At 61.8% G+C, this 24,567-nt stretch carries 23 protein-coding genes and 1 other RNA gene; 12 read left to right on the forward strand and 12 right to left on the reverse strand.

Features of this window, described 5'->3' with window-relative positions:
- Nucleotides 1–3: 3 nt before the first annotated feature.
- Both BLS51_RS08515 and BLS51_RS08520 read right to left on the reverse strand, forming a co-directional pair.
- Nucleotides 4–669 carry a thiol:disulfide interchange protein DsbA/DsbL gene (locus BLS51_RS08515; RefSeq protein ID WP_090181633.1) on the reverse strand — a complete coding sequence of 222 codons (666 nt, stop codon included), beginning with the start codon at nt 667–669 and terminating at the stop codon, nt 4–6.
- Between the two features lie 35 nt (nt 670–704).
- A complete protein-coding gene (locus BLS51_RS08520; RefSeq protein WP_090181631.1) occupies nt 705–1,616 on the reverse strand; it encodes a LysR family transcriptional regulator in 912 nt (303 codons plus the stop codon).
- Between the two features lie 96 nt (nt 1,617–1,712).
- Here BLS51_RS08520 and BLS51_RS08525 point away from each other — a divergent pair, with 96 nt between their 5' ends.
- The 4 genes from BLS51_RS08525 to BLS51_RS08535 all read left to right on the forward strand — a co-directional run bounded on the left by BLS51_RS08525 (nt 1,713) and on the right by BLS51_RS08535 (nt 4,197).
- Nucleotides 1,713–2,135: a PACE efflux transporter gene (locus BLS51_RS08525; protein WP_090181629.1), complete on the forward strand. Its 423-nt coding sequence runs from the start codon at nt 1,713–1,715 to the stop codon at nt 2,133–2,135.
- 36 nt (nt 2,136–2,171) lie between these two features.
- Entirely contained in the window at nt 2,172–3,470 is a 1,299-nt protein-coding gene (locus BLS51_RS08530) for a M20/M25/M40 family metallo-hydrolase (RefSeq protein WP_090181625.1), read from the forward strand.
- 68 nt (nt 3,471–3,538) lie between these two features.
- The gene (locus tag BLS51_RS29255; RefSeq protein ID WP_139168673.1) at nt 3,539–3,781 is read left to right on the forward strand and encodes an AbrB/MazE/SpoVT family DNA-binding domain-containing protein; all 243 of its coding nucleotides are present in this window, start codon (nt 3,539–3,541) and stop codon (nt 3,779–3,781) included.
- Nucleotides 3,778–4,197, forward strand: coding sequence for a type II toxin-antitoxin system VapC family toxin (locus tag BLS51_RS08535; RefSeq protein WP_090181621.1), 420 nt, complete (start codon nt 3,778–3,780; stop codon nt 4,195–4,197). The genes BLS51_RS29255 and BLS51_RS08535 overlap by 4 nt, the downstream gene beginning before the upstream one ends.
- Before the next feature lie 50 nt (nt 4,198–4,247).
- On the opposite strand, the gene lpdA is transcribed toward BLS51_RS08535, so the two are convergent.
- The 3 genes from lpdA to aceE are packed head-to-tail and all read right to left on the reverse strand — an operon-like array spanning nt 4,248 to nt 10,427.
- On the reverse strand, nt 4,248–6,041 hold the full coding sequence (gene lpdA, locus BLS51_RS08540) for a dihydrolipoyl dehydrogenase (RefSeq protein ID WP_090181618.1): 1,794 nt from the start codon (nt 6,039–6,041) through the stop codon (nt 4,248–4,250).
- Nucleotides 6,042–6,050: 9 nt separating this feature from the next.
- Nucleotides 6,051–7,706, reverse strand: coding sequence for a dihydrolipoyllysine-residue acetyltransferase (aceF, locus tag BLS51_RS08545; RefSeq protein WP_090181616.1), 1,656 nt, complete (start codon nt 7,704–7,706; stop codon nt 6,051–6,053).
- A 30-nt stretch (nt 7,707–7,736) separates the two neighbouring features.
- Entirely contained in the window at nt 7,737–10,427 is a 2,691-nt protein-coding gene (gene aceE / locus BLS51_RS08550) for a pyruvate dehydrogenase (acetyl-transferring), homodimeric type (protein ID WP_090181613.1), read from the reverse strand.
- 266 nt (nt 10,428–10,693) lie between these two features.
- Between aceE and folD the strand changes: the two genes are divergently transcribed.
- The 5 genes from folD to BLS51_RS08575 all read left to right on the forward strand — a co-directional run bounded on the left by folD (nt 10,694) and on the right by BLS51_RS08575 (nt 15,850).
- On the forward strand, nt 10,694–11,542 hold the full coding sequence (folD, locus tag BLS51_RS08555; protein ID WP_090181612.1) for a bifunctional methylenetetrahydrofolate dehydrogenase/methenyltetrahydrofolate cyclohydrolase FolD: 849 nt from the start codon (nt 10,694–10,696) through the stop codon (nt 11,540–11,542).
- Between the two features lie 17 nt (nt 11,543–11,559).
- Complete coding sequence (locus tag BLS51_RS08560) at nt 11,560–13,644, forward strand: M3 family metallopeptidase (protein WP_090181610.1); 2,085 nt, start codon at nt 11,560–11,562, stop codon at nt 13,642–13,644.
- An 89-nt stretch (nt 13,645–13,733) separates the two neighbouring features.
- Complete coding sequence (locus BLS51_RS08565; protein ID WP_090181608.1) at nt 13,734–14,165, forward strand: DNA polymerase III subunit chi; 432 nt, start codon at nt 13,734–13,736, stop codon at nt 14,163–14,165.
- On the forward strand, nt 14,162–14,539 hold the full coding sequence (locus tag BLS51_RS08570) for a hypothetical protein (RefSeq protein WP_090181606.1): 378 nt from the start codon (nt 14,162–14,164) through the stop codon (nt 14,537–14,539). Before BLS51_RS08565 ends, BLS51_RS08570 begins: the two co-directional genes overlap by 4 nt.
- Nucleotides 14,540–14,713: 174 nt before the next feature.
- The gene (locus BLS51_RS08575) at nt 14,714–15,850 is read left to right on the forward strand and encodes a branched-chain amino acid ABC transporter substrate-binding protein (protein ID WP_090181604.1); all 1,137 of its coding nucleotides are present in this window, start codon (nt 14,714–14,716) and stop codon (nt 15,848–15,850) included.
- Between the two features lie 78 nt (nt 15,851–15,928).
- Here BLS51_RS08575 and BLS51_RS08580 read toward each other — a convergent pair whose 3' ends face one another.
- Nucleotides 15,929–16,249 carry a c-type cytochrome gene (locus BLS51_RS08580; RefSeq protein WP_090181602.1) on the reverse strand — a complete coding sequence of 107 codons (321 nt, stop codon included), beginning with the start codon at nt 16,247–16,249 and terminating at the stop codon, nt 15,929–15,931.
- Nucleotides 16,250–16,380: 131 nt separating this feature from the next.
- Between BLS51_RS08580 and BLS51_RS08585 the strand changes: the two genes are divergently transcribed.
- Complete coding sequence (locus BLS51_RS08585) at nt 16,381–16,602, forward strand: TIGR04438 family Trp-rich protein (protein WP_090181600.1); 222 nt, start codon at nt 16,381–16,383, stop codon at nt 16,600–16,602.
- On the opposite strand, the gene ilvD is transcribed toward BLS51_RS08585, so the two are convergent.
- Entirely contained in the window at nt 16,603–18,465 is a 1,863-nt protein-coding gene (ilvD, locus tag BLS51_RS08590; protein ID WP_090181598.1) for a dihydroxy-acid dehydratase, read from the reverse strand.
- 146 nt (nt 18,466–18,611) lie between these two features.
- Here ilvD and BLS51_RS08595 point away from each other — a divergent pair, with 146 nt between their 5' ends.
- Together BLS51_RS08595 and lgt are read left to right on the forward strand one after the other, a co-directional pair.
- Nucleotides 18,612–19,508, forward strand: coding sequence for a LysR family transcriptional regulator (locus tag BLS51_RS08595; RefSeq protein WP_090181596.1), 897 nt, complete (start codon nt 18,612–18,614; stop codon nt 19,506–19,508).
- On the forward strand, nt 19,502–20,362 hold the full coding sequence (lgt, locus tag BLS51_RS08600) for a prolipoprotein diacylglyceryl transferase (RefSeq protein WP_090181592.1): 861 nt from the start codon (nt 19,502–19,504) through the stop codon (nt 20,360–20,362). The genes BLS51_RS08595 and lgt overlap by 7 nt, the downstream gene beginning before the upstream one ends.
- On the opposite strand, the gene BLS51_RS08605 is transcribed toward lgt, so the two are convergent.
- The 5 genes from BLS51_RS08605 to galA form a co-directional block, all read right to left on the reverse strand.
- Nucleotides 20,343–20,804, reverse strand: a complete 462-nt coding sequence (locus BLS51_RS08605; protein ID WP_090181590.1) for an EVE domain-containing protein — start codon at nt 20,802–20,804, stop codon at nt 20,343–20,345. The two genes, lgt and BLS51_RS08605, sit on opposite strands and share 20 nt — an antisense overlap.
- 64 nt (nt 20,805–20,868) lie before the next feature.
- Nucleotides 20,869–21,048, reverse strand: a non-coding RNA gene (ssrS, locus tag BLS51_RS08610) — 6S RNA.
- Nucleotides 21,049–21,103: 55 nt separating this feature from the next.
- Nucleotides 21,104–21,415: a cell division protein ZapA gene (locus BLS51_RS08615; RefSeq protein ID WP_090181587.1), complete on the reverse strand. Its 312-nt coding sequence runs from the start codon at nt 21,413–21,415 to the stop codon at nt 21,104–21,106.
- The gene (locus BLS51_RS08620) at nt 21,412–21,708 is read right to left on the reverse strand and encodes a hypothetical protein (RefSeq protein WP_373994322.1); all 297 of its coding nucleotides are present in this window, start codon (nt 21,706–21,708) and stop codon (nt 21,412–21,414) included. Before BLS51_RS08620 ends, BLS51_RS08615 begins: the two co-directional genes overlap by 4 nt.
- Nucleotides 21,709–21,742: 34 nt before the next feature.
- On the reverse strand, nt 21,743–24,550 hold the full coding sequence (gene galA, locus BLS51_RS08625; protein ID WP_229207508.1) for a beta-galactosidase GalA: 2,808 nt from the start codon (nt 24,548–24,550) through the stop codon (nt 21,743–21,745).
- Nucleotides 24,551–24,567 lie beyond the last annotated feature (17 nt).

Below are 24,567 nucleotides of genomic sequence, written 5' to 3' on the forward strand. Positions count from 1 at the left end.
GGCTTACTTCTTGCTGGCGCGCGCCTGCGCCACCAGCGCATCCAGCACCTGCAGCGTGGCAGCGTTCAGCTGCGCGCGCGGCGTGCCCGGATTGGCGCCATCCACCTGCGACGGCGTGGTCAGATAGCGGCCGTCGACGATGATGGTCGGGGTGCTGTTGACTTCATAGGTGGCCGCCACACGGCCGGCATTCTTCAGGCGGGTGATCACTGCGAACGAATTGTAGGTGGCGGTGAACTTCTCTTTATCGATGCCGTTCTTGACCGCCCAGTCGATATTGTCGGCGTCCGACTTCAGGCGCTTGCGCTCCACGTGCCAGGTGCTCAGTACCTTGGCGTGCAGCTGCTCTTCCAGCTTCATCGCTTCCAGCGTCAGGAACAGGTGCGCTTCCGGATCGTTCTCGCCGGTCAGCGGCAGGTGGATGCGGCGGAAGGTGATGCCGTCGCCCTGCTTCTTCACCCAGGCCACCATGTCCGCTTCCAGCGCGTAGCAGGCCGGGCAGTGGTACATGAAGAACTCGATCACCTCGACCTTCTTGCCCTGTGCCTGCACCGGCTGCGGGGTTTTCAGGGTGGTGTATTCGGCGCCGTTGCGCGGCGCGGTTGGCGAGGCAAACGCGGTAGCGGCGCACAGGCCGGCCACCACCAGGGCAATCTTCATCAAACGCATGTCGGAAACTCCAAAGGTGCAAAAACAGCAGAGTATCACTTCTGCGGCGGGCGCGCCTCCAAACCTGCAATATCCTGCATCAGCGCGATCAGCCGCCTGGCCCCCAGGCCCTGCGGGCGGTCGTTGGCCCACACCAGGTCGACCCACAGCCGCAGCTCGCTGCTCATGTGTTCAAAGCGGATGCCCAATAGCTCGCCGCTGTCCATCAGCGGCTGCGCCAGGCGGCGCGGCAGGTAGGCCCAGCCGAGGCCGGCGCGCACCAGGCCCAGCGTGGCCAGATGGCTGTCGGTGCGCCACAGCTTGCGCGAGATCAGCACGCGCTGATCGGCCTCCTGCACCGCGCGGCTGAAGATGGCGACCTGGCGCAGGTCGACCAGGTCTTCCAGCCGGAAGCTGCCGTTGCGTTCCAGCGCCAGCGGATGGCGCGGCGAGATCACCGGCACCAGCACCTCGCTGCCCAGCTCCTGGAAGCTTTCGTGCTCGTCGACGCTGGGTCGCTCGTAGAGCAATGCCAGCTGGGCGGCGCCATCGTGCAGCAGGCGCAGCGCATCGTCCTGCGGCGCCGACAGCACTTCCACCTCCAGCGACGGGAACTCCTGCGCCAGCCGCGCCAGCGGATCGCTCCACGGCGCCGACAGCAGCTCCGGCGCCACCGCCAGCGTCAGGCGCCGCTCCAGTCCCTGATGCAGCGACAGCGCGTGCGCCTGCAGGCGGCGCAGCTGGCCGGCCATCTGCCGAGCCTCCGCCTCCAGCGCCCGCGCCGATTCGGTCGGCCGCACCTCGCGCGAACTGCGCTCAAACAGCTCGATGCCCAGTTCCGCCTCCAGGTGGGCGATGGTCATGCTGATCGCCGACGGCACCCTGCCCAGCGCCCGCGCGGCAGCCGAGAAGGAGCCGTGGTCGAGGACGGCCAGGAAGACCGCGATGTTATCGGATGAAAAAGCCATGTCAGTTAGCCTATCAGAAAAACTGATAGCTGCCGACTTTTTCAATCAGAAAAACTTTCATACCATGTTGAATGTTGTCACAAGAAAGGAACGCTCATGCAAGGTTTGAAACGCAAAATCGTCTACGCCTCCCTGTTTGAACTGATCGCCATCGGCCTGACCAGCAGCCTGCTGATGTTCGGCGCCGGCCACAATGCCGGCCATGCAGGCGTGGCGGCGGTGGCCTCGTCAAGCATCGCCTTCATCTGGAACTTCGTCTTCAACTACGCGTTTGAAGCATGGGAAAAGCGCCAGGCCACGCGCGGGCGCAACTGGAAGCGCCGCCTGGCCCACGCGATCGGCTTCGAGGGCGGACTGGTACTGCTGCTGGTGCCGCTGTTCGCCTGGTGGCTGAATATCTCGCTGTGGGAAGCGCTGCTGCTGGACCTCGGCCTGCTGCTGTTCTTCATGGTCTACACCTATCTGTTCAGCCTGAGCTTCGACCGCATCTTCGGCCTGCCCGCATCGGCGCAGGGCTGAGCTACAATCGATGGCAGACGATCACCTGGAGCCCATATGAAGTTGCAACCGCTTGCTTTCGCAATCCTGACCTTGGCGCTGGGCGCCGCGCGCGCCGAGGGCTTGTCGCCGGCCGAGCAGAAAATCGTCGCCGAGGTGAAGGCGCATTCAGCGCAGGGACTGGCGCTGCTGGAGCAATCGGTCAACATCAACAGCGGCACCATGAACCACGAGGGCGTGCGCGCGGTCGGCAAGCTGTTTGGCGAGCAGTTCGCGCAGTTGGGCTTTGCCACACGCTGGTCCGAGATGCCGCCGGCGATGCAGCGCGCCGGCCACCTGGTCGCCACGCGCGAAGGCAAGCAGGGCAAGCGCTTGCTGCTGATCGGCCATCTGGATACGGTGTTCGAGAAGGACAGCCCGGTACAGCTGTGGCAACGCATTGGCGACCGCGTGCGCGGCCAGGGCGTCAACGATATGAAGGGCGGCGACGTCATCATCATTGAAGCGCTACGCGCGTTGCATCGCGTCGGCGCGCTGGATAACACAAGCATTACGGTGGTATTCACCGGCGACGAGGAAAACGCCGGCGAGCCGATTGCGGTCTCGCGCGCGGACATGGTCAACGCCGCCAAGCGCAGCGACATCGCGCTCGCCTTCGAGGCGACGGTGCGCGACAAGGACGGCCGCGACACCGGCACCATCGGCCGCCGCGCGGCATCGTCGTGGGAATTGAAAGTCAGTGGCAAGCAGGGGCATTCCAGCGGCATCTTCAGCGACGGCGCCGGCTATGGCGCCATCTACGAGGCGGCGCGGATCATCGATGGCTTCCGCCAGCAGGTAATCGAACCTGATCTGACTTTCAGCCCTGGCCTGATCGTTGGCGGCACCGATGCCGGCGCCGACGCGCTGGGCACGGCCGGCCAGGCGTCCGGCAAGAGCAACGTCATCGCCCGCACAGCGACGGTGGAAGGCGACCTGCGCTACCTGAGCTTCGAACAGCGCGACCGCGCGCATGCGAAGATGAAGGCGATCGTCGCGCAGCACCTGCCAGGCACCAGCGCCAGCATCAGCTTCCGCGATGCCTATCCGCCGATGTCGCCGAGCGCCGGCAACCTGGCGGTATTGAAGGTCTATTCGCAAGCCAGCAAGGACGCCGGCCTGGGCGAGATCCCCGCGCTTCCACCGGGCCAGCGCGGCGCCGGCGACGTGCAGTTCGTCGCCCCGCTGCTGGACAGCCTGGACGGCCTCGGCGCCACCGGCAACGGCGCCCACTCGCCGGACGAAGACCTGGAAATCGCCTCGATCGAACGCGCCACCATCCGCACCGCCATCTTGCTCTACCGCCTGACGCGTTAAGCGGGAGATAGATCAAACTCTGCAAGAGTATCCAGTGCTACCATGGCTGAATCGCGTAGGAGGAAGCCATGACAACTGCTTCAGTCAACGAAGACGGCACCGTAACGGTGCCAAAGGAAATCTGCGAAAAACTAGGCATCCATATGGGTGCCTCCGTGGAATTCGTCATCTTTGGCCGCCAGCTTGAAATGCTAGTTCAAGGAGCAATAGATGCCACCCCGCCTAGCATGCCTTCAAGCGGCTACGGGATGCTAAAGAGCAATCGCCCTCCGGCCCCTGTGGATTTCGATCCAGCAGCAGTATTGAAATGATGATCGGACTCGATACAAATGTTTTAGCGCGCTACTACGTCATCGATCAGAGCGACGCGGAGGCTGTGCGTCAGCGGCCCTTGGCACAAAGGCTGATCGAATCAGATAAAAAACTCGCAGTCAGCAAGACCGTGATTCTGGAGCTTGAATGGTTGTTGCGCGGCTACTATCAACATGATCGCGCGCAAGTCCTTACTGTGTTGCACCACCTGCTAAGCCGCACTAATGTCCTGATTGAGGACACTCAAACCGTTACTCGCGCACTAGCCTCGTACAAAAGCGGTGTTGCGTTTGGCGATGCGCTCCATCATGCCAGTTACAGCAACTGCGACAGCATGGCGTCTTTTGATGATCGCAAGTTCGCGCGGCGGGTAGCGGCTTTGGGATTGCTGCCACCGGTGACCGTGCTGCGCTGAGGACGTAAAAAAACCGGGAACATGTCCCGGTTTTGCTGACAACTACCTGCTTAGCGCTTGCGCGGTGGTGGCAGGTCGGTGCAGACGCCTTCGTAGACTTCGGCCGCCATGCCGATCGACTCGCCCAGCGTTGGGTGCGGGTGGATGGTCTTGCCGATGTCGGTGCCGTCGGCGCCCATTTCGATCGCCAGCGCGATTTCACCAATCATGTCGCCGGCGTGCGTGCCGACCATGGTGCCGCCGATGATGCGGTGCGTCTCAGCATCGAACAGCAGCTTGGTGAAGCCTTCGGCGCGGCCATTGGCCACAGCGCGGCCGCTCGCCGCCCAAGGGAAGTGACCTTTCTCGATCTTGATGCCCTTGGCTTTGGCTTCGTCCTCGGTAATGCCGACCCACGCCACTTCCGGATCGGTGTACGCCACCGATGGAATCACCTTGACGTCGAAGTGCGACTTCTGGCCGGCCGCAGCTTCCGCCGCCACGTGGCCTTCGTGCACCGCCTTGTGCGCCAGCATCGGCTGGCCCACCAGGTCGCCGATGGCGAAGATGTTAGGCACGTTGGTGCGCATCTGGCTGTCGACCGGGATGAAGCCGCGATCGGTGACGATCACGCCAGCCTTGTCGGCAGCGATCTTCTTGCCGTTCGGGCTGCGGCCGACGGCCACCAGCACCAGATCGTAGACCTGCGGCGCAGGCGCTGGCGCGCCGGCTTCTGCGGCTTCAAACGTAACCTTGATACCTTCCGGCAGCGCTTCAACGCCAACGGTTTTGGTCTTGGTCATGATGTTGTCGAAGCGCGCTTCGTTGTACTTCTGCCAGACCTTGACCGCATCGCGATCCGCGCCTTGCATCAGGCCGTCCATCATTTCGACCACGTCGATGCGCGCGCCGAAAGTCGAGTAGACAGTCGCCATTTCCAGGCCGATGATACCGCCGCCGATGACCAGCATGCGTTTCGGGATCTGGCGCAGTTCCAGCGCGCCGGTCGAATCGACGATGCGCGGATCTTCCGGCACGAACGGCAGCTTTACCACCGACGAACCAGCAGCGATGATCGCCTGCTTGAACTGCACCACTTTTTTCGAGCCATCATTGGCGGTGACTTCGATGTGGTTAGCGCTCAGGAACTGGCCGACGCCGGTGACCACTTGCGTCTTGCGCGCCTTGGCCATGCCGGCCAGACCGTTGGTCATGTTCTTGATGACGCTTTCCTTGTGCTTGCGCACCTGGTCGATGTCGATGGTCGGCTTGGCGAAGGTCACCCCGGTCTTGGCCATGTGCGAGGTCTCGTCGATCACAGCAGCCACGTGCAGCAGCGCTTTCGACGGGATGCAGCCGACGTTCAGGCAGACGCCGCCCAGCACATCGTAGCGCTCCACCAGCACCGTGTTCAGGCCCAGGTCGGACGCGCGGAAGGCAGCCGAGTAGCCGCCAGGGCCGGAGCCCAGCACCATCATGTCGCAGTCGATGTCGACCTGGCCGGTGTAGCTGCTACCGGCTGGCGCGGCGATCGGTGCGGCTGGAGCCGCAGCGGGTGCCGGCGCTGCGGCGGCGGACGCCGAAGCAGCAGGCGCCGGCGCGGCAGCGGCAGGAGCGGCGGCGGCTCCGTCGGTGGCTTCCACCACCAGCAGCGCCACGCCTTCCTTGACCTTGTCGCCAACCTTGACGCGCACTTCCTTCACCACACCGCTATGCGACGACGGGATTTCCATGCTGGCCTTGTCCGATTCAACGGTAATCAGCGACTGATCGACCTTGATCGTATCGCCCACCTTGACCATCACCTCGATCACTTCTACTTCTGCGAAGTCGCCGATATTCGGCACTTTCACTTCTGTGCTCATCGTAGCTCCTTACAGCAGAATTTTGCGCATGTCGCCGAGCACTTCGCTCAGATACACGGAGAAGCGGGCACCCATCGCGCCATCGACCACGCGGTGATCGTAGGACAGCGAAGTACCCATCAGCAGGCGAGGCTGGAAGGCCTTGCCATCCCAGACCGGCTTCAGCGATGCCTTGGACAGGCCCAGGATCGCCACTTCCGGCGCATTCACGATCGGCGTGAAGTGCGTGCCGCCGATACCGCCCAGCGACGAAATGGTGAAGGTCGCGCCCTGCATGTCGGCCGGTTTCAGCTTGCCTTCGCGTGCTTGCAGCGACAGCTCGGTCATTTCCTTGGCGATCTGCGTCACCGATTTCTGGTCGGCGTTTTTGATCACTGGCACCACCAGGCCGTTTGGCGTATCCGCCGCGAAGCCAATGTTGTAGTACTTCTTCAGTATCAGGTTCTCGCCCTTCGCGTCCAGCGACGAATTGAAGGTCGGGAATTTCTTCAGCGCGGCCACCGATGCCTTGATGACGAAGGCCAGCATGGTCAGCTTGGTCGCGTCCTTGTTCTTGGCGGTAGCGGCGTTGGATTCAACGCGGAAGGCTTCCAGGTCGGTGATGTCCGCGTCATCGAATTGCGTGACGTGCGGGATCTGCACCCAGTTGCGGTGCAGGTTAGGACCGGAGATCTTCTTGATGCGCGACAGCGGCAGCAGTTCGGTTTCACCGAATTTGCTGAAGTCCAGCGACGGCCATGGCAGCACGCTGAAGTTGCCGCCGCCACCGACCGCGCCACCAGCAGCAGCTGGCGAGGCGACGGTGCCGGCGATCACGCCCTTGACGTAGTTCTGCACGTCGATCTGGGTGATGCGGCCTTTCGCACCGGAGCCTGGCACTTTGCCCAGATCCACGCCCAGTTCGCGGGCGAACTTGCGGATCGATGGCGAAGCGTGCGCCAGCTTGCCGGTTTGGACCGAGCCTTGCGAGGCAGCCGGCGCAGCAGCGGCAGGCGCTGGCGACGGTGCTGCGGCAGGCGCAGGCGCCGGTGCGGCAGCAGTGGCTGGCGATGGCGCAGCCGATGCCGGTGCGGCAGCAGCGCTCACCGGACCACCGGTAGCTTCAACCACGAACACGATCGAGCCCATGGCAACCTTGTCGCCAACCTTGACTTTGACTTCCTTGACCACGCCGGCGTGCGACGATGGAATCTCCATCGAAGCCTTGTCCGATTCAACGGTCAGCAGCGACTGGTCGACCTTGATGGTGTCGCCCACCTTGACCATGACTTCGATGACTTCCACTTCCTTGAAGTCGCCGATGTCCGGCACCTTGATTTCAACCGGGCCGACCGAGGCAGCTGGCGCAGCGGCAGGTGCAGATACAGCGGCTGGCGCAGGCGCCGGTGCAGCGGCGGCCGGGGCAGCAGCAGGGGCAGCAGCAGCGCCGTCAGCCTCCACCAGCAGCACCAGCGAACCCATGGCAACCTTCTCACCAACCTTCACCTTGATCTCTTTCACCACGCCGGCGGCGGACGAAGGGATCTCCATGCTGGCCTTATCCGATTCAACGGTGATCAGCGACTGGTCCACCTTGATGGTGTCGCCGACCTTGACCATCACCTCGATGATCTCAACTTCCTTGAAATCGCCGATATCCGGGACTTTAACTTCCACAATGCTCATAGCGTTTGCTCCGTATTTTTTCTAAGCGGATTATTGGGTCACCGGATTTGGTTTGTTCGGATCGAGGTTGTACTTGGCGATCGCCTGTTCCACGATCTTCACATCGATCTTGCCTTCTTCCGACAGCGACTTCAGTGCGGCAACCGTGATGTAGTAACGGTTCACCTCAAAGAACTCGCGCAGCTTGGCGCGGCTGTCCGAACGGCCGAAGCCATCGGTACCCAGCACGCGGTAGGTGCGGTCTTTCGGAATGAAAGCGCGGATCTGCTCAGCAAACGCACGCATGTAGTCGGTGGTCGCGACGATCGGGCCCTTGGTGTCCTTCAGCAGCTGAGCGACGTAAGGCACGCGCTGTGGCTGGGTAGGATTGACCAGGTTCCAGCGCTCGGCGTCCTGGCCGTCGCGCGCTACCAGCGTCAGCGACGGAGCGGACCACACGTCGGCAGCGATGCCCCAATCGTTCAGCAGCAGTTCCTGGGCGAAGATCGATTCGCGCAGGATGGTGCCGGAACCGATCAGCTGCACGCGCTGCTTGGCTTTCTTGTCGCCCTCTTGCAGTAGGTACATGCCCTTCAGGATGCCCTCTTCCTGGCCTGGCTTGATGCCCGGGTGCGGATAGTTCTCGTTCATGATGGTGATGTAGTAGAACACGTCTTCCTGTTCTTCCACCATGCGGCGCATACCGTCCTGGATGATGACTGCCAGCTCGTGACCGAAGGTCGGGTCGTACGGCATGCAGTTTGGCACAGCGGCTGCGAACAGATGGCTATGACCATCTTCGTGCTGCAGGCCTTCGCCGTTCAGCGTGGTACGGCCGGCGGTGCCGCCCATCAGGAAGCCACGGGCGCGCATGTCGGCAGCAGCCCACACCAGATCGCCGATACGCTGCATACCGAACATCGAGTAGTAGGTATAGAACGGGATCATCACGCGGTTGTTGGTCGAGTACGAAGTCGCCGCAGCGATCCACGAGCTCATGCCACCCGCTTCATTGATACCTTCCTGCAGAATCTGGCCGGCCTTGTCTTCGCGGTAGTACATCACCTGGTCCTTGTCGACCGGCTCGTACAACTGGCCTTGCTGGTTGAAGATACCGACCTGGCGGAACAGGCCTTCCATACCGAAGGTACGCGATTCATCGACCAGCACTGGCACGATACGCGGGCCGACGCTCTGGTCTTTCAGCAGCGTGGTCAGGATACGCACGTAAGCCTGGGTCGACGACACTTCGCGGCCTTCGGCGGTGGCGTCCAGCACGTTCTGGAATGCCGTCAGTGGCGGCACGGTCAGCTTCTCGTCAGCCTGCTGGCGACGGGCCGGCAGGTAGCCGCCCAGCGCGGCGCGGCGCTCGTGCAGGTACTTGATCTCAGGCGCGTCATCGGCTGGCTTGTAGAACGGGATATCGGCCAGTTGATCGTCCGGAATCGGGATCGAGTAGCGGTCGCGCATTTCGCGCACGGCTTCGTCGGTCAGTTTCTTGGTGTTGTGCGCGGTGTTGCGTGCTTCGCCGTGCTTGCCCATGCCGAAGCCCTTGATGGTTTTCACCAGCAGCACGGTCGGTTGGCCTTTGTGTTCCTGTGCGACCTTGAACGCAGCGTAGATCTTGTGCGGATCGTGACCGCCACGGGTCAGGCGCCAGATGTCGTCGTCGGTCATGTTGGCAACCATCTCCAGCAGCTTCGGATGCTTGCCGAAGAAGTGCTTGCGCACGTACGCGCCGTCTTTGGCCTTGTAGTTCTGGTATTCGCCGTCGACGGTTTCCATCATCACTTTGCGCAGGATGCCTTCTTTATCCTGTTGCAGCAGCGCGTCCCAGCCTGGGCCCCAGATGACCTTGACCACGTTCCAGCCGGCGCCACGGAATTCGCCTTCCAGTTCCTGGATGATCTTGCCGTTGCCGCGTACCGGACCGTCCAGGCGTTGCAGGTTGCAGTTGACCACGATGACCAGGTTGTCCAGCTTCTCGCGTGCGGCCATGCCGATCGCGCCCAGCGATTCCGGCTCGTCCATCTCGCCATCGCCGCAGAATGCCCAGACCTTGCGGTCGGTGGTGTCGGCGATCGAGCGTGCGTGCAGGTACTTCAGGAAGCGCGCCTGATAGATGGCCATCAGCGGGCCCAGGCCCATCGACACGGTCGGGAACTGCCAGAAGTTCGGCATCAGTTTCGGGTGCGGGTACGACGACAGGCCGCCACCGTCAACTTCGCGACGGAAGTGCAGCAGCTGGTCTTCGCTCAGGCGGCCTTCCAGGAAGGCGCGTGCGTAGACGCCAGGCGACGAGTGGCCCTGGATGTACAGCAGGTCGCCGCCGTGGTTTTCGCTTGGCGCTTTCCAGAAGTGGTTGAAGCCGATGCCCAGCATGTTGGCCAGCGAGGCGAACGAGGACAGGTGACCACCCAGGTCGCCGTCCACGCGGTTGGCCTTGACCACCATCGCCATGGCGTTCCAGCGCATCCACGAGCGCAGTTTTTCTTCGTATTCCAGATTGCCTGGGCAGTGTTGCTCCTGCGACAATGGAATCGTGTTGACGTAAGCGGTATTCGCCGAGAACGGGATGTCCGAGCCGCTTTGGCGGGCCAGGTCAATCAGACGCTCCAGCAGGTAGTGAGCACGCTCAGGACCCTCTTGTTCCAGCACAGAGGCCAGGGAATCCAACCATTCTTTAGTTTCTTGCGAATCCGGGTCGGTGTTTGCCGTTACCTGGTCAAGTTGAGCTGACATTTATTAAGTCTCCTGAGTTGAGATTGTGCCCCGAACCATGCGGCTTCCGGGTTGAGAGTTTGCTGATTATTTACTATTACTTTGATGACGTGTGGGGATTCTAGCAGCCTATTTTGCCTTTTTCAAATTGCGATAAGGCATTTCGTATAGTGAAATTTCCCTATGAAAACCTTGTGCAGTGCAGCATGCGGCCGATGTGGAAAACGCGGCGGGATGGGCTGGACGGCCTTATAATGCTGTTCTCCCTCTACCACCCTGGTTAAATCATGTCTGCACAACTGATCGACGGAATCGCCCTCTCCAAAAAACTGCGCGCGGAAATTGCTGCACGTGCTGAAAAACTCACCGCCGCCGGCAAGCAGCCGGGCCTGGCCGTGATCATCGTCGGCGACGACCCGGCCAGCCATGTGTACGTGCGCAACAAGGTCAAGGCGTGCGAGGACGCTGGCTTCTACTCGCTGAAGGACCAGTACCCTGCCGAGCTGAGCGAAGCCGCGCTGCTGGCCCGTATTGCCGAGTTGAACGCCGATCCGGCGATCCACGGCATCCTGGTGCAGATGCCGCTGCCGAAGCACATTGATCCGCACAAGGTCATCGAAGCGATTTCGGTCAAGAAGGACGTGGACGGCTATGCGGTGCTGAGCGCGGGCGAGCTGATGACCGGCCTGGAAGGTTTCCGTCCATGCACGCCGTATGGCTGCATGAAACTGATCGAAAGCACCGGCGTGGACCTGCGCGGCAAGCATGCGGTGGTGATCGGCCGTTCCAACACGGTCGGCAAACCAATGGCGCTGCTGCTCTTGCAAGCCAACGCCACCGTCACCATCTGCCATAGTGCGACCCCGGACATCGGCGTGTACACCCGCCAGGCGGACGTGGTCGTGGCCGCAACCGGCCGCCGCAATACCCTGACTGCTGATATGGTCAAGCCGGGCGCGATCGTGATCGACGTCGGCATCAACCGTAACGACGAGGGCAAGCTGTGCGGCGACGTCGACTTCGACGGCATCAAGGAAGTGGCATCGCACATCACGCCCGTCCCAGGCGGCGTGGGCCCGATGACCATCACCATGCTGCTGATGAACACGGTGGAAGCGGCCGAGCGCACCGCATAACCTTATAGGACCACAAGATGACTGACAAAAATCCCCTGCTCGACTTCAGAGGCCTGCCGCGTTTTGACGCCATCCAACCGGAGCACGTCACGCCGGCCATCGACCAGTTGCTGGCCAAAAGCCGCGCCGTGGTCGAGCAGCTGCAAGCGCCATCCGACAACGTCAGCTGGGACAGCTTCGTCACCCCGCTGGAAAACGTCACCGAGCTGCTGGGCCGCGCCTGGGGCATCGTCAGTCATCTGAACAACGTGGTGGACACGCCCGAACTGCGCGCCGTCTACAACGAGAACCAACCGAAACTGACCGAATTCTGGACCGAAGTCAGCCAGAACGAAGCGCTGTTCGCCAAATACAAGGCCCTGCGCGCCTCGGCCGAATTCGACACGCTGTCGCCAGCCCGCAAGCGCATCATTGAAAACGCCATCCGCGACTTCCGCATGGGCGGTGCCGAGCTGCCGGAAGATAAAAAGCTGCGCTTTGCCGCCATCCAGGAAGAACACGCGATGACCTCCACGCGCTTCTCGGAAAACGTGCTGGACGCCACCAATGACTACAAGCTGCTGGTGACCGATGAAGCCGACCTGGCCGGTCTGCCGGACGACGTCAAGGCCGCCGCCCGCGCCGCCGCCGAGAAAGCCGAAAAACAAGGCTGGGAATTCTCGCTGCACTTCCCGTCCTACTACCCCATCCTGCAATTCGCCGACAAGCGCGAACTGCGCGAAACCATCTACCGTGCCAACGCCACCAAAGCTTCCGAGCAAGGCGAGGTGTTCAGCAAGAAGGAAGACTGGGACAACACGCACAACATTGTCACCCTGCTCAAGCTGCGCGACGAAGAAGCCAAGCTGCTCGGCTATAACAACTTCGCCGAAGTTTCGCTGGTGCCGAAGATGGCCAAGTCGCCAGACGAAGTGATCGCCTTCCTTGAGGACCTGGCCAAGCGCGCCCGCCCGTTCGCCGAGAAAGACCTGGAAGAGCTGCGCAACTTCGCCGAGGACGAACTTGGCATCGATGACCTGAAAGCCTGGGACATTGCCTACGCCTCCGAAAAACTGCAGGAAGCGCGCTACGCCTTCTCGGCACAGGAAGTGAAGCAATACTTCCCTGAACACAAAGTGGTCGACGGCCTGTTCCGCCAGATCCAGAACCTGTTCAACGTCGAGATCAAGCCGGACGACGCCCCGGTATGGCACAAGGACGTGCGCTTCTTCCGCATCGAACGCGACGGCAAGCTGATCGGCCAGTTCTATTTGGATTTGTACGCCCGTCCCGGCAAGTCCGGCGGCGCCTGGATGGACGACGCCCGTGGCCGCCGCGCCGATGCCAGGGGTGACGCAACTGAGGTACAAACGCCAGTCGCCTACCTGACCTGCAATTTCACCGAACCTGCAGTGGAGGACGGTGTCACCAGGCCATCGCTGTTCACCCACGATGAAGTGATCACGCTGTTCCACGAGTTCGGCCACGGCCTGCACCACATGCTGACGCAGGTGGACGAGCTGGGCGTATCCGGCATCTCCGGCGTTGAATGGGACGCGGTCGAGCTGCCATCGCAGTTCATGGAAAACTTCTGCTGGGAATGGGAAGTGCTGCAGCACATGACCTCGCACGCCGTCACCGGCGAGCCGCTGCCACGCGCGCTGTACGACAAGATGCTGGCCGCCAAGAACTTCCAGTCCGGCCTGCAAACGCTGCGCCAGGTCGAGTTCTCGCTGCTGGACATGCACTTGCACTACGACTACGACGCCAGCACCGGCCAGACCGTGCAGCAGCTGATCGACGACGTGCGCCGCCAGTTCTCGCTGGTGATACCGCCATCGTTCAACCGCTTCCAGAACTCGTTCGGCCACATCTTCGCCGGCGGCTACGCAGCGGGCTACTACAGCTACAAGTGGGCAGAGGTATTGTCGGCCGACGCCTATGCCGCCTTCGAGGAAGCGCAAAAGCTGGGCCCGGCCGCCGTGTCGGAAACCGGCAAACGCTACCTGGCGGAAATCCTGTCGGTCGGCGGTTCGCGTCCGGCGCTGGAATCGTTCACCGCCTTCCGCGGCCGCGAGCCGAGCATCGACGCATTGCTGCGCCACAGCGGCATGGCCGCGTAACAAGTCACACTTCTCCCGACGCCGGGAACCGTTCGGTAGCAACATCGATGCCAGCGGTTTCCGGCGTTTTCGCCTACACTGGATTTACCATGACACGCATCGACTTCCACACCAATGTCCCGGACAAAGTAGCCTACGCCTGCCGCCTCGTGCGCAAGGCCTGGGCCGCCAACAACCGCGTGGTGCTGATGACCGACGATGCGGCGCAACTGGCGGAACTTGACGCGGCGATGTGGACTTTTTCCGCCACCGACTTCCTGCCGCACGTGTTGGCGGACGATGCGCTGGCGGCGCACACGCCGATCCTGCTGACGGACAATGATGAGGCGGAATTACCACACACGCACAAAGAATTATTGGTTAATCTGTCGCGCCGCGCACCCTCGCAGATGACGCAGTTTGCGCGCATGATCGAAGTGATTTCTTCTGAAGAAGATGATGCGGCTGCCGGCCGCAAGCGTTACGTCGCATACAAGCAGCAAGACTATCCACTTACCCACTTTGTCGCAGGTAAATCATGAGCCAAGCATCGTTTGACGCAAGCATCCCTGTACTGACCGAAGTATTGAAGGCGGAACCGCTGGGCGACGAAGGAGCGCCACCGCCGCCGCTCGCCGCCGCCGCCCAGCTCGAAGCCGAGGCCATCGACGGCTGGACCGACGCCGAATGGGCGGTCATGGAGCACCGCCTGTCGGTGCGCATCATGCACCAGCTGCAATCGCGCGTCGACTTCGTGCTGGAGCAGCGCATCAAGGACAGCATGGCTGAAGTGCTGAGCCACGCGCTGCATGACCTGACCAACGAAATCCGCATCGGCCTGCATGACACGATCGAGAAGATCGTCTCGCGCGCCGTCACGCAGGAACTCACCCATCTGCAAGCGCAGAAGAAGTAAGCCCCCCCCCGGTCCGCGCACCCATCGTGTGCACGGACCGCACTCTCCTGAAGCAGCCTTGCATCAAATCAGGGAAACGCTCCAAAAAAGTTCAAAACCACCTGTTTGCCGCTTTGCGCGGCGATTTTTTTGTTGTACCTTGGTGGCCTTGCATATAACTTTTGGAGATGGCACATGCGGTTCAAATTCATTCCTCTGGCCCTGGCCCTGGCGTTTGCCGGCAGCGCCGGCGCGCAAGAAGTGATCAAGATCGGCCACGTCGGCCCCGTCTCCGGTCCATCGGCGCACCTGGGCAAGGACAACGAAAATGGCGCCAAGATGGCGGTGGAAGATTTGAACGCCAAGGGCTTCACCATCGACGGCAAACCGGTCAAATTTGTGCTGCAACTGGAAGACGACGGCAGCGATCCGAAGCAAGGCACGGCGGTCGCGCAGAAGCTGGTCGACGCCAAGGTCAACGGCGTGATCGGCCACCTGAACTCCGGCACCTCCATCCCTGCCTCCAAGATTTACCACGACGCCGGCATCCCGCAAATTTCGCCAGCCACCACCCAGACCAAGTACACGCAACAAGGCTTCAAGTCGGCCTTCCGCGTGGTCGCCAATGACGCCAAGCTCGGCGGTTCGCTGGGCAGCTACGCCATCAGCAAACTGGGCGCCAAAAATATCGCGGTGATCGACGACCGCACCGCCTACGGCCAGGGCGTGGCGGACGAGTTCGTCAAGGGCGCCAAGAAAGCCTCGCCAGGCGTGCAGATCGTCGCCAAGGAATTCACCAACGACAAGGCCACCGACTTCAACGCCATCCTGACCAAGATCAAGGCCAAGAATCCGGACCTGGTGTTCTTCGGTGGCATGGATTCGGTCGGCGGCCCGCTGCTGCGCCAGATGAAAGCGCTGGGCATCAACGCCAAGTACATGGGCGGCGACGGCATCTGCACCGAATCGATGCCTAAGCTGGCCGGTGCAGCCAACGCCAACGGCATCGTCACCTGCGCGGAAGCCGGCGGCGTCAGCGCCGAGCAGCAGAAGGGCATGGACGACTTCGTCGCCCGCTACAAGAAGAAGTACAACGCCGATGTGCAGATCTACTCGCCGTATGTGTACGACGCGGTCATGACGCTGGCCACCGCGATGCAGGAAGCCAAGTCCTCTCAGCCGGCCAAGTACCTGCCCTTCCTGCAGAAGATCAAGTATCAGGGCGTGACCGGCCTGATCACGTTTGACGCCAAGGGCGACATCAAGGACGGCGCGCTAACCTTGTTCACCTACAAGGACGGCAAGAAGACCAAGATCGAAGTGATCCACTAATGAAAAAGCCCCGTCAGCCTGAACGCGCTCAAGATCGCGCTCAGTGCCGACGGGGCTTTTTTCAAGCCAGCGCACAGGTCATTTCTGTGCCAATACCCATTTCACCAGCGTCTTGGCCTCGGCCTCGCTCACCTGTGGATTGGCCGGCATCGGGATCGCGCCCCAGGTGCCCGAACCGCCCTTCATCACTTTGGTGACCAGTTTCGCTTCAGCGTCTTTCTGGCCAGCATATTTGGCGGCCACGTCCTTGTAGGCAGGACCGACCAGCTTGGTGGCAACGGCGTGGCAAGCCATGCAATTTTTTGCCTTGGCCAGATCCGAGCCTGCGTCCGCCATGGCGGCTTGCGAGGCGAAGGCCGAGGCGACTACAACACCAACCATCATCAAATTGCGTTTCATTGTCTGTTCTCCAGGTAAATGCGACTAAATGCTGCTTGGGCATTCTACCGCGTTTTGCCCTTATGCATTTAACGCTTAAGTCAAGTTAAAGGTTGACTACGTGAGGTAAGATAACGCCAAAGGAGAACATCATGCCGCTGATCCTGTTGATCGTTGCGCTGGTTGCGCTGCGCTACTTTGAAGTGTGGAAGTTTGCCGAGCTGTCATGGTGGGCGATCGGCGCCCTGATGGTGATAGCGTTCCTGTGGTTTGAATTCCTCGAACCGATGCTGGGCTTTGACAAGCGCAAAGCCCATAACGAAGACGAAAAACGCCGCAAGGAACGCGTCAAGCAGACCTTCGACAAGAAATAATCAGCGCTTCAGCTGCGACAGGTCGCGCACCGCGCCGCGATCAGCGGAGGTGGTCAGCGCGGCGTAGGCTTGCAGCGCTTGCGAGACGTAGCGGTCGCGGTTGACCGGCTGCCACGCATCGGCACCCTTGGCTTCCATCGCTGCGCGGCGCGCCGCCAGCTCCGCATCAGTAACGCGCAGGGCGATGCTGCGGTTAGGGATGTCGATATCGATCATATCGCCCTCTTCCACCAGGCCGATGGCACCGCCCTCCGCTGCTTCCGGCGACGCATGACCAATCACCAGCCCCGACGAACCACCCGAGAAACGCCCATCGGTGAACAGCGCGCATGCCTTGCCCAGGCCCTTCGACTTGATGTACGAAGTCGGGTACAGCATCTCCTGCATGCCAGGGCCGCCTTTCGGGCCTTCGTAGCGGATGATGACCACGTCGCCGGCATGCACGGTATCGCCGAGGATCGCTTCAACCGCCGCGTCCTGCGATTCAAACACGCGCGCCTTGCCGCTGAACTTCAGGATGCTCTCGTCCACGCCAGCAGTCTTGACGATGCAGCCCTTCTCCGCAAGGTTGCCGTACAAGACAGCAAGGCCGCCATCCTGCGAGTAAGCGTGTTCCTTGTCGCGGATGCAGCCGGTGCTGCGGTCCAGATCCAGCGACGCAAATCGCTCCGACTGCGAGAAGGCCACCTGCGTCGGCACACCGCCCGGCGCGGCGCTGAACAGCTTGTGTACGGCCGGATCGTCGCTACGCTTGATGTCGTTGCGTTCGATGGCGTCGGCCAGCGTTGGCGCGTGGATCGTAGGACGGGAGGTATCCAGCAAACCGGCGCGCGCCAGTTCGCCGAGGATCGAGATGATGCCGCCGGCGCGGTGCACGTCTTCGATATGGAACTTGTCGGTCATTGGCGCCACCTTGCACAGGCATGGCACGTTGCGCGAGATGCGGTCGATATCGGCCATGGTGAAATCCACGCCTGCTTCGTGCGCGGCCGCCAGCAGGTGCAGCACGGTGTTGGTCGAACCGCCCATCGACACGTCCAGCGCCATCGCATTTTCCCAGGTCGCCTTGGTGGCAATGGAACGCGGCAGAATGGTGTAGTCGTCCTGCTCGTAGTGGCGCTTGGCCAGTTCAACGATCAGGCGGCCGGCGCGCAGGAACAGTTGTTCGCGGTCGGCGTGGGTGGCGACGATGGTGCCATTACCCGGCAGCGACAGGCCCAGCGCCTCGGTCAGGCAGTTCATCGAGTTGGCGGTGAACATGCCCGAGCACGAACCGCAGGTCGGACAGGCCGAACGCTCGATCTCCGCCACATCGGCATCGCTGACGGTGGTGTCGCCAGCCTTGATCATCGCATCCACCAGATCCAGCTTGATGATCTTCTGGCCGCCATTGACGACCTTGACCACCTTGCCGGCTTCCATCGGGCCGCCGGAAACAAAGATCACCGGAATGTTCAGGCGCATCGCAGCCATCAGCATGCCCGGCGTGATCTTGTCGCAGTTGGAGATGCACACCATCGCATCGGCACAGTGGGCGTTGACCATGTACTCGACCGAGTCGGCGATCAGGTCGCGCGACGGCAGCGAGTACAGCATGCCGCCGTGGCCCATGGCGATGCCGTCATCGACCGCGATGGTATTGAATTCTTTCGCCACGCCGCCGGCTTTTTCAATCTCGCGCGCGACCAGCTGGCCCAGGTCCTTCAGGTGCACGTGGCCCGGCACGAACTGGGTAAAGGAATTGACCACGGCAACGATCGGCTTGTCGAAATCGCCGTCTTTCATGCCAGTGGCGCGCCACAGGGCGCGGGCGCCGGCCATGTTGCGGCCGTGGGTGGTGGTGCGGGAACGGTATTGCGGCATGATGCTTTCTCCTGGTGTTGCTCGACTGCTAAGGCGAGCTTAACTATGCTGGCTTAGTATCATAGTTTGCGACGTCCCTACCCTAGTGTCAAATATATGATTCACGCCTCGGTGAGTCGTATAAAATATCACAGAGGGCTAACCACATGGAATTACGACAGCTGCGCTACTTCGTCACCGTCGCCGAAGAACTCCACTTCGGCAAGGCCGCGCTACGCTTGCACATGACGCAGCCGCCGCTGTCGCAAACCATCCAGGCGCTGGAGGAAGAACTGGGCGCGGCGCTGTTCGACCGCAACCGCCGTGGCGTCGCGCTGACGCCGGCCGGCGCCGCACTGCTGCCGGAGGCGCGGCGGATGCTGGCGCAGGCGCAGGAACTGCCGCAACTGGTGCAACGCGCCGCCAGCGGCGAAGTGGGCCGGCTGACGCTGGCCTTCGTCTCCTCGGCCGATTACAGCGTACTGCCGCCCTTCCTGCGCGCCTACCGCGCCGCCTATCCGCAAGTACAGATCACACTGCAGGAGGCCACGTCGGATTTGCAGCTGGACGACCTGCTGCACAAGCGCATCGACGCCGGCCTGCTGATCCCGCCATTGCCTGACAAGGCGCGCGAGACGCTCGACTACCTGCCGGTGCTGAACGAAGCGCTGGTGCTGGCGCTGCCCTCCGGCCTGCCGGCGCTGAAGAAGAAAGGCAAGCTGGCCTTGTCCGCCCTGCCGCCGCTGCCACTGATCATCTTCCCGCGCACGATCTCGCCGGCGCTGCACGACACCATCCTGTCCGTATTCCACGACGCCGGCATCACGCCGCAGATCGGCCAGGAAGCGATCCAGATGCAAACCATTGTCAGCCTGGTATCGGCCGGCATCGGCATGGCGCTGGTGCCGCAGTCGGTCTCCAACCTGATGCGGACCGGGGTAGAATACCGGGCGCTGGCGGATGCCACGCCACTGGTCGAAACCGGCCTGGCCTGGCGGCGCGACAACACCTCGCCGGTGCTGCACGGCTTTTTGGAATTACTACGAAAGAACCTCATATGCTGATACACCCGATGCCCGATCCGATCGCCCTGCAGCTGGGCCCAGTCGCCATCCACTGGTATGGCCTGATGTATGTACTGGCTTTTGCGCTATTCATCGCGCTGGGCCGCGTGCGCATCAAGCAGCCGCACATCGCCGCGCAGCAGTGGAAGAAGGAGGATCTGGACGACATGCTGTTCTACGGCATGATGGGCGTCATCATCGGCGGCCGTCTGGGTGAGGTGCTGTTCTACGAGCCGGCCAAATACTTCGCCGATCCGATCGAGATCTTCAAGGTATGGCATGGCGGCATGTCGTTCCATGGCGGCTTTATCGGCGTGCTGGTGGCGATGTCGCTGTGGGCGCGCAAGGTCGGCCGCAACATCCTCGATGTCTACGACTTCATCGCGCCGCTGGTGCCGCTGGGTTACGCCGCAGGCCGCATGGGCAACTTCATCAACGCCGAGCTGCCGGGCCGCGTGGTCAGCGACCAGTCGCTGCCATGGGCGATGCTGTGGCCGGATATCCGCTACCCGCTGCATCCGGACCCGGTATTCCTGCAAGGGCTGCGTCATCCATCGCCGCTGTACCAGATGCTGATCGACGGCTTGCTGGTGTTTGTGCTGCTATGGCTGTTCTCGCGCAAGGAGCGTCCGCGCCTGGCGGTCGGCGCGTTCTACACGCTGCTGTACGGCTGCGCGCGTTTCTTCACCGAGTGGTTCCGCACGCCGGACTGGGAAACCACGGTGCTGGGCCTGCCGATCACCTCCGGCCAGGTGCTGTCGCTGCCAATGATCGTCGCCGCCATCGCCATGCTGGTGTGGGCCTACAAAGTGAAGCAACGCGGCCGCGCGCCGCTTATTCCTTCAAAAGCTTGACGACAGCTTTCCATTGCGCCGGTGTGACCGGCGTGATGGACAGGCGGCTGCCCTTCTGCAGCACCACCATGTCTTCCAGCGCCGGGATGGTGCGCATCTCGGCCAGCGACAGCAGGCGCGTTTTGCGCGTGCCTTTCACATCGATCGAAATCCAGCGCGGCTGCTCCTGCGTGGCCTTGGCGTCGTGGTATTTGCTTTTGCTGTCGAACTGCGAGGCGTCCGGATAAGGAGTGCTGACGATCTCCGCCAGGCCGGCAATGCCGGGCTCCGGGCAGCTGGAGTGATAAAACAGCACGCCATCACCAACTTGCATCTGGTCGCGCATGAAATTGCGCGCCTGGTAGTTGCGCACGCCAAACCACGCTGTCGTCTGGTCCTTCGACGCCATGACGTCGTCGATACTCACCTCATCCGGCTCGGACTTCATCAACCAATATTGCATCGGATACTCCAGACGAAAAAAAGCGGCTGCGCATTCACATGCTTGCAACCGCTTTCTAGTTGAATAGGGCCCCACGTGTGCCGTCTTGCCGGCATCCCGAACCAAAAGGCTCAGGTGGTCACAGTTAGTTCAATTTCGGGTTCATCGGACTAGCGACGCTCTCGCCCATCGAACAAATTTCCGTAACCGGTGCAAAAAAATGGTTCAAGGAATATATGACAAGTCTCGAACACTGCAGGGTGAGACTAGTTTACTCCGATGTGCGCCGCAAAGGAAGGGCTGATCCAATTAAAAACTGATTAAAACAGCGCTTCCTGTGGCGTCAACGCGGCGTCCAGCACTTTATGCATGGCGGCGATCCTGGTTTGCACCTCCAGCAGCGACATGTCAGACAACGGACCTTGCGGTGCTTTCACCGTCAGGAATTCCGCCGCCACAGCCAGCGCCGCCATCACGGCGATACGGTCGTTGCCTTTGATCTTGCCGGCGTCACGAATCGAACACATTTTCCGGTCGACGACCGATGCCGCCTTGCGCAGCGCCGTTTCCTCGTCTTCCTTGCAGGCCAGCTTATAGCTGTTGCCCATGATGGTTACGTCCACCTGGATCATCGTGCTTCCTCGTTTTCAGGCTGTTTTTCTTCTTCGGTGTCGGCGTCGAGGGCAGGGATTTGTTCCAGCAAAGCCTCGACCCGCGTGGACGCCTCGCTCAGACGGCGCTGATAGCCCATATTTTCCACCACGAGGGCGGCGTTAGCCTGGCGCAGCTGTGCGTTTTCACGGCGCAGTTGCGCGGTCATCTCGGCCAACTGGTCGATTTTGTCGGAGAGGTCGTGGAATTCTGAAATCATCCCGCCACTATAGGCAGCGCGCGGGATGCCGTCAACCGAATCGCGTGTTTGCAAGCGGCAAGCCCGCGATTTATTTCCTCATCGTCAACTACTTCGACGATTCGATGGTGACGTTGCCTTCGATCCCGCTACCCTGCCCGGCCTCCGCCTCGATCAGCACATTGATCTCCCGCTTGCTGGCACCGGCTGGCAGCCTGACGTCCAGCGGCGCGGCGGCGTAGCTGTCCTTCTTGCCGATCAACTGGCCGTTCAGCCAGATTTCCGCCTTGCCCTTGATCGCCGCAAAGCGGATCAGGCCCGTGCCGTCAGCCAGGTTCTTGCGCGGCGTGAAGCTGGCGCGGTACAGGTGATACTTGCTGCCGGCGGCCGCGCGCATTGGCGGCGAGCCCCAGCCCCAGGTATTCATGTCGAAACCGGCCAGCTTCTGGTTCGGATCGGGACGCGCATCGCCATCCGGCGCAATACGCCAGCTGCGCACAAAGGTCAGCGGCGCATCGGCCAGTTCCACATACGGCACGGCGGCCACGCGCTTGACCGGAATCGTCACGCGCGCGGCGTTCAGGCCGGCAGCGGTGGCGCTGACGGTAATGTCATCGCTTGCCTCGTAGCTGGTCTGCACGATCAGCTGCGCCAGGCCGTTGAACAGACGGCGGGTGGCGCCCTTTTCGTCCTCGTGCGAATTCGGATCGCCATTGCCATGGCCAATGGAGCGGCCGCCGCCAGTCACGGCGAAGGTCACTTCATTCTGCGCCAGCGGCACGGCGCGGCCTTGCGCGTCCAGCGCACGCACGGTGATCGGCAGTGCGTCGAAGCCGTCGCCGGTCAGTTGCCCGCGATCCGGCACCAGCTCCAGCGATACCGCCTCGCCGGTGGTCTCCACCGCCGTGCGCACCACTTCCTTGCCGCCCTGGTAGCCGATGGCTTCCAGCTTGCCCGGCTCGAAAGCGACGTTGAAGTTATTCATGCGGTAGGGATCAACCTTCTGCTCGCCCAGTTCACGGCCGTTCAGCAGCAGCTTGATGATTTCGACATTCGCCATCACCATCACGCGCACATTCTCGCCCTGCTTCCAGTTCCAGTGCGGCGCGATGTGGATCAGCGGCTTGTTCTTGATCCACTGTACCTGGTGGATGTAGTACGCGGTCTTGGCAAAGCCGTTCAGGTCCATGATGCCGAACACCGAGCTGACCGAAGGCCAGTCGTTTGGCGTCGGCTCACCGCGATAATCAAAACCGGTCCAGACGAAACCGCCGGCGACAAACGGGCGGGTGTCGATCGCCTGCCAGGCATCGCGGTGGGTGTTGCCCCACTGTGCGGCGTCATCGTCGTAGCTGGCGATGATGTTCTTCTCTTTGACCGTCTTGTACTCGCCGCGCGTCATGAAGGCGGAGGTATCTTCCGAGCTGGTGAACGGCTTGTTCGGATTGGCCTTGTGATAGCGGTCGTAATCCGGCACCTGGTAGTTGGAGCCCACCACGTCCACCGCGTGCGAGACATTCAGCTCGGTCAGGAAGCCACCGTTCATCGCAGCGGTGACCGGGCGGGTATCATCCAGGGCCTTCACCACTGCCGCCATGCGGCGCACCATCTCGTAACCGACTTCGCTGGCCTGCACCGGCTCTTCGTTAAACACCGACCACAGGACGATGCCAGGATGGTGACGGTCGCGCTTGACCATCCACTCCAGCTGTTTCATGTAATCCGGCGATGGATTGAAGTTGCGGTTCTCGTCCATGACGACAAATCCCATGCGGTCCACCATGTCCAGCACCTCCGAAGCCACGGCGTTGTGCGAGAAGCGGATGGCGTTGACGCCCATTTCCTTCAGGCGGCGCAGGCGGTATTCCCACACCGAGATCGGCACCGCCACGCCAACACCGGCGTGGTCCTGGTGAATACATACGCCTTGCAGCTTGACGTGCACGCCATTCAGGAAGAAGCCCTTGGCGGCATCAAAGTGGATGGTGCGGAAGCCGGTGTGCAGCGAAGTCTCGTCCACCACCTTGCCGGCTTGCAGCACGCGCGTGGTCACGCGATACAGATTGGTCTTCTCGATCGACCACAGGGCCGGATCGTTGATGGTAACCGGCAGCTTGACGGCGCTGGTGGCCAGCACGTTGATGTTGGCGCGCTCGGTACGCCTGGCTACCTGCTTGCCCGACGGGTCGTACACGGTCACTTCCACCAGTACATCGCCGGCAGTCTTGCCGCTGTTGTTCAGCGTGATTTCAACCGGAATGCTCCACTGCTTGCCTTTCACCTGGCGCGGCGTGGCGTGCACGCCATCGGTGATCACGTGCACCGGGCTGCGCTTCACCAGCCAGCTGTGGCGGTAAATGCCGGCGCCTTCATACCACCAGCCTTCCATCGCTTCCGCATCAACGCGGATGGCGATGGTGTTCAGCGAATCGCCGTAGCGCAGGTAAGGCGTGATGTCGATATAGCTGGCGTTGTAGCCGGACCAGTTGCGGTTGACCACATTGCCGTTGACCCAGACGGTGGCGTGGGTGGCGATGGCGTCGAACTGCAATTCGAAGTGCTTGCCGCGATCGGCCGGATCGACTTTCAGGTAGCGGCGATACCAGCCGATGCCGCGCGGACGGTAGCCCTGCGACACATTGGCCTTCGGATCGAACGGGCCTTCCACCGCCCAGTCGTGCGGCAGGTTGAGGCGGCGCCAGTCCGAATCGTCGTATTCATTGCCGGCGGCGCCGCTGGCGTTGCCGGCTTTGGCGTTGCTATAGGATTCCTCGTGGCCGACGATAGGCGGTTCGACGAGATCGCCCTGGTGGAACAGCCAGCCCCGATCCAGCGACAGGCGCTCACGCGTGGCCGCCTGGGCGTTGAGCGTGCAGGCCAGCATCAGCAGGATGGTGGCGAATAATCTTATTTTCAAATCAGTCTCCCTGATAA

This window comes from Duganella sp. OV510 (genome assembly GCF_900100205.1).
Taxonomy (GTDB): domain Bacteria; phylum Pseudomonadota; class Gammaproteobacteria; order Burkholderiales; family Burkholderiaceae_D; genus Rugamonas.

Excerpts from the sequence above, each read along its gene's own strand:
- BLS51_RS08515 (WP_090181633.1), bottom strand. The coding sequence starts at position 669 with ATGCGTTTGATGAAGATTGCCCTGGTGGTGGCCGGCCTGTGCGCCGCT.
- BLS51_RS08520 (WP_090181631.1), bottom strand. The coding sequence starts at position 1,616 with ATGGCTTTTTCATCCGATAACATCGCGGTCTTCCTGGCCGTCCTCGAC.
- BLS51_RS08525 (WP_090181629.1), top strand. The coding sequence starts at position 1,713 with ATGCAAGGTTTGAAACGCAAAATCGTCTACGCCTCCCTGTTTGAACTG.
- BLS51_RS08530 (WP_090181625.1), top strand. The coding sequence starts at position 2,172 with ATGAAGTTGCAACCGCTTGCTTTCGCAATCCTGACCTTGGCGCTGGGC.
- BLS51_RS29255 (WP_139168673.1), top strand. The coding sequence starts at position 3,539 with ATGACAACTGCTTCAGTCAACGAAGACGGCACCGTAACGGTGCCAAAG.
- BLS51_RS08535 (WP_090181621.1), top strand. The coding sequence starts at position 3,778 with ATGATGATCGGACTCGATACAAATGTTTTAGCGCGCTACTACGTCATC.
- lpdA (WP_090181618.1), bottom strand. The coding sequence starts at position 6,041 with ATGAGCACAGAAGTGAAAGTGCCGAATATCGGCGACTTCGCAGAAGTA.
- aceF (WP_090181616.1), bottom strand. The coding sequence starts at position 7,706 with ATGAGCATTGTGGAAGTTAAAGTCCCGGATATCGGCGATTTCAAGGAA.
- aceE (WP_090181613.1), bottom strand. The coding sequence starts at position 10,427 with ATGTCAGCTCAACTTGACCAGGTAACGGCAAACACCGACCCGGATTCG.
- folD (WP_090181612.1), top strand. The coding sequence starts at position 10,694 with ATGTCTGCACAACTGATCGACGGAATCGCCCTCTCCAAAAAACTGCGC.
- BLS51_RS08560 (WP_090181610.1), top strand. The coding sequence starts at position 11,560 with ATGACTGACAAAAATCCCCTGCTCGACTTCAGAGGCCTGCCGCGTTTT.
- BLS51_RS08565 (WP_090181608.1), top strand. The coding sequence starts at position 13,734 with ATGACACGCATCGACTTCCACACCAATGTCCCGGACAAAGTAGCCTAC.
- BLS51_RS08570 (WP_090181606.1), top strand. The coding sequence starts at position 14,162 with ATGAGCCAAGCATCGTTTGACGCAAGCATCCCTGTACTGACCGAAGTA.
- BLS51_RS08575 (WP_090181604.1), top strand. The coding sequence starts at position 14,714 with ATGCGGTTCAAATTCATTCCTCTGGCCCTGGCCCTGGCGTTTGCCGGC.
- BLS51_RS08580 (WP_090181602.1), bottom strand. The coding sequence starts at position 16,249 with ATGAAACGCAATTTGATGATGGTTGGTGTTGTAGTCGCCTCGGCCTTC.
- BLS51_RS08585 (WP_090181600.1), top strand. The coding sequence starts at position 16,381 with ATGCCGCTGATCCTGTTGATCGTTGCGCTGGTTGCGCTGCGCTACTTT.
- ilvD (WP_090181598.1), bottom strand. The coding sequence starts at position 18,465 with ATGCCGCAATACCGTTCCCGCACCACCACCCACGGCCGCAACATGGCC.
- BLS51_RS08595 (WP_090181596.1), top strand. The coding sequence starts at position 18,612 with ATGGAATTACGACAGCTGCGCTACTTCGTCACCGTCGCCGAAGAACTC.
- lgt (WP_090181592.1), top strand. The coding sequence starts at position 19,502 with ATGCTGATACACCCGATGCCCGATCCGATCGCCCTGCAGCTGGGCCCA.
- BLS51_RS08605 (WP_090181590.1), bottom strand. The coding sequence starts at position 20,804 with ATGCAATATTGGTTGATGAAGTCCGAGCCGGATGAGGTGAGTATCGAC.
- BLS51_RS08615 (WP_090181587.1), bottom strand. The coding sequence starts at position 21,415 with ATGATCCAGGTGGACGTAACCATCATGGGCAACAGCTATAAGCTGGCC.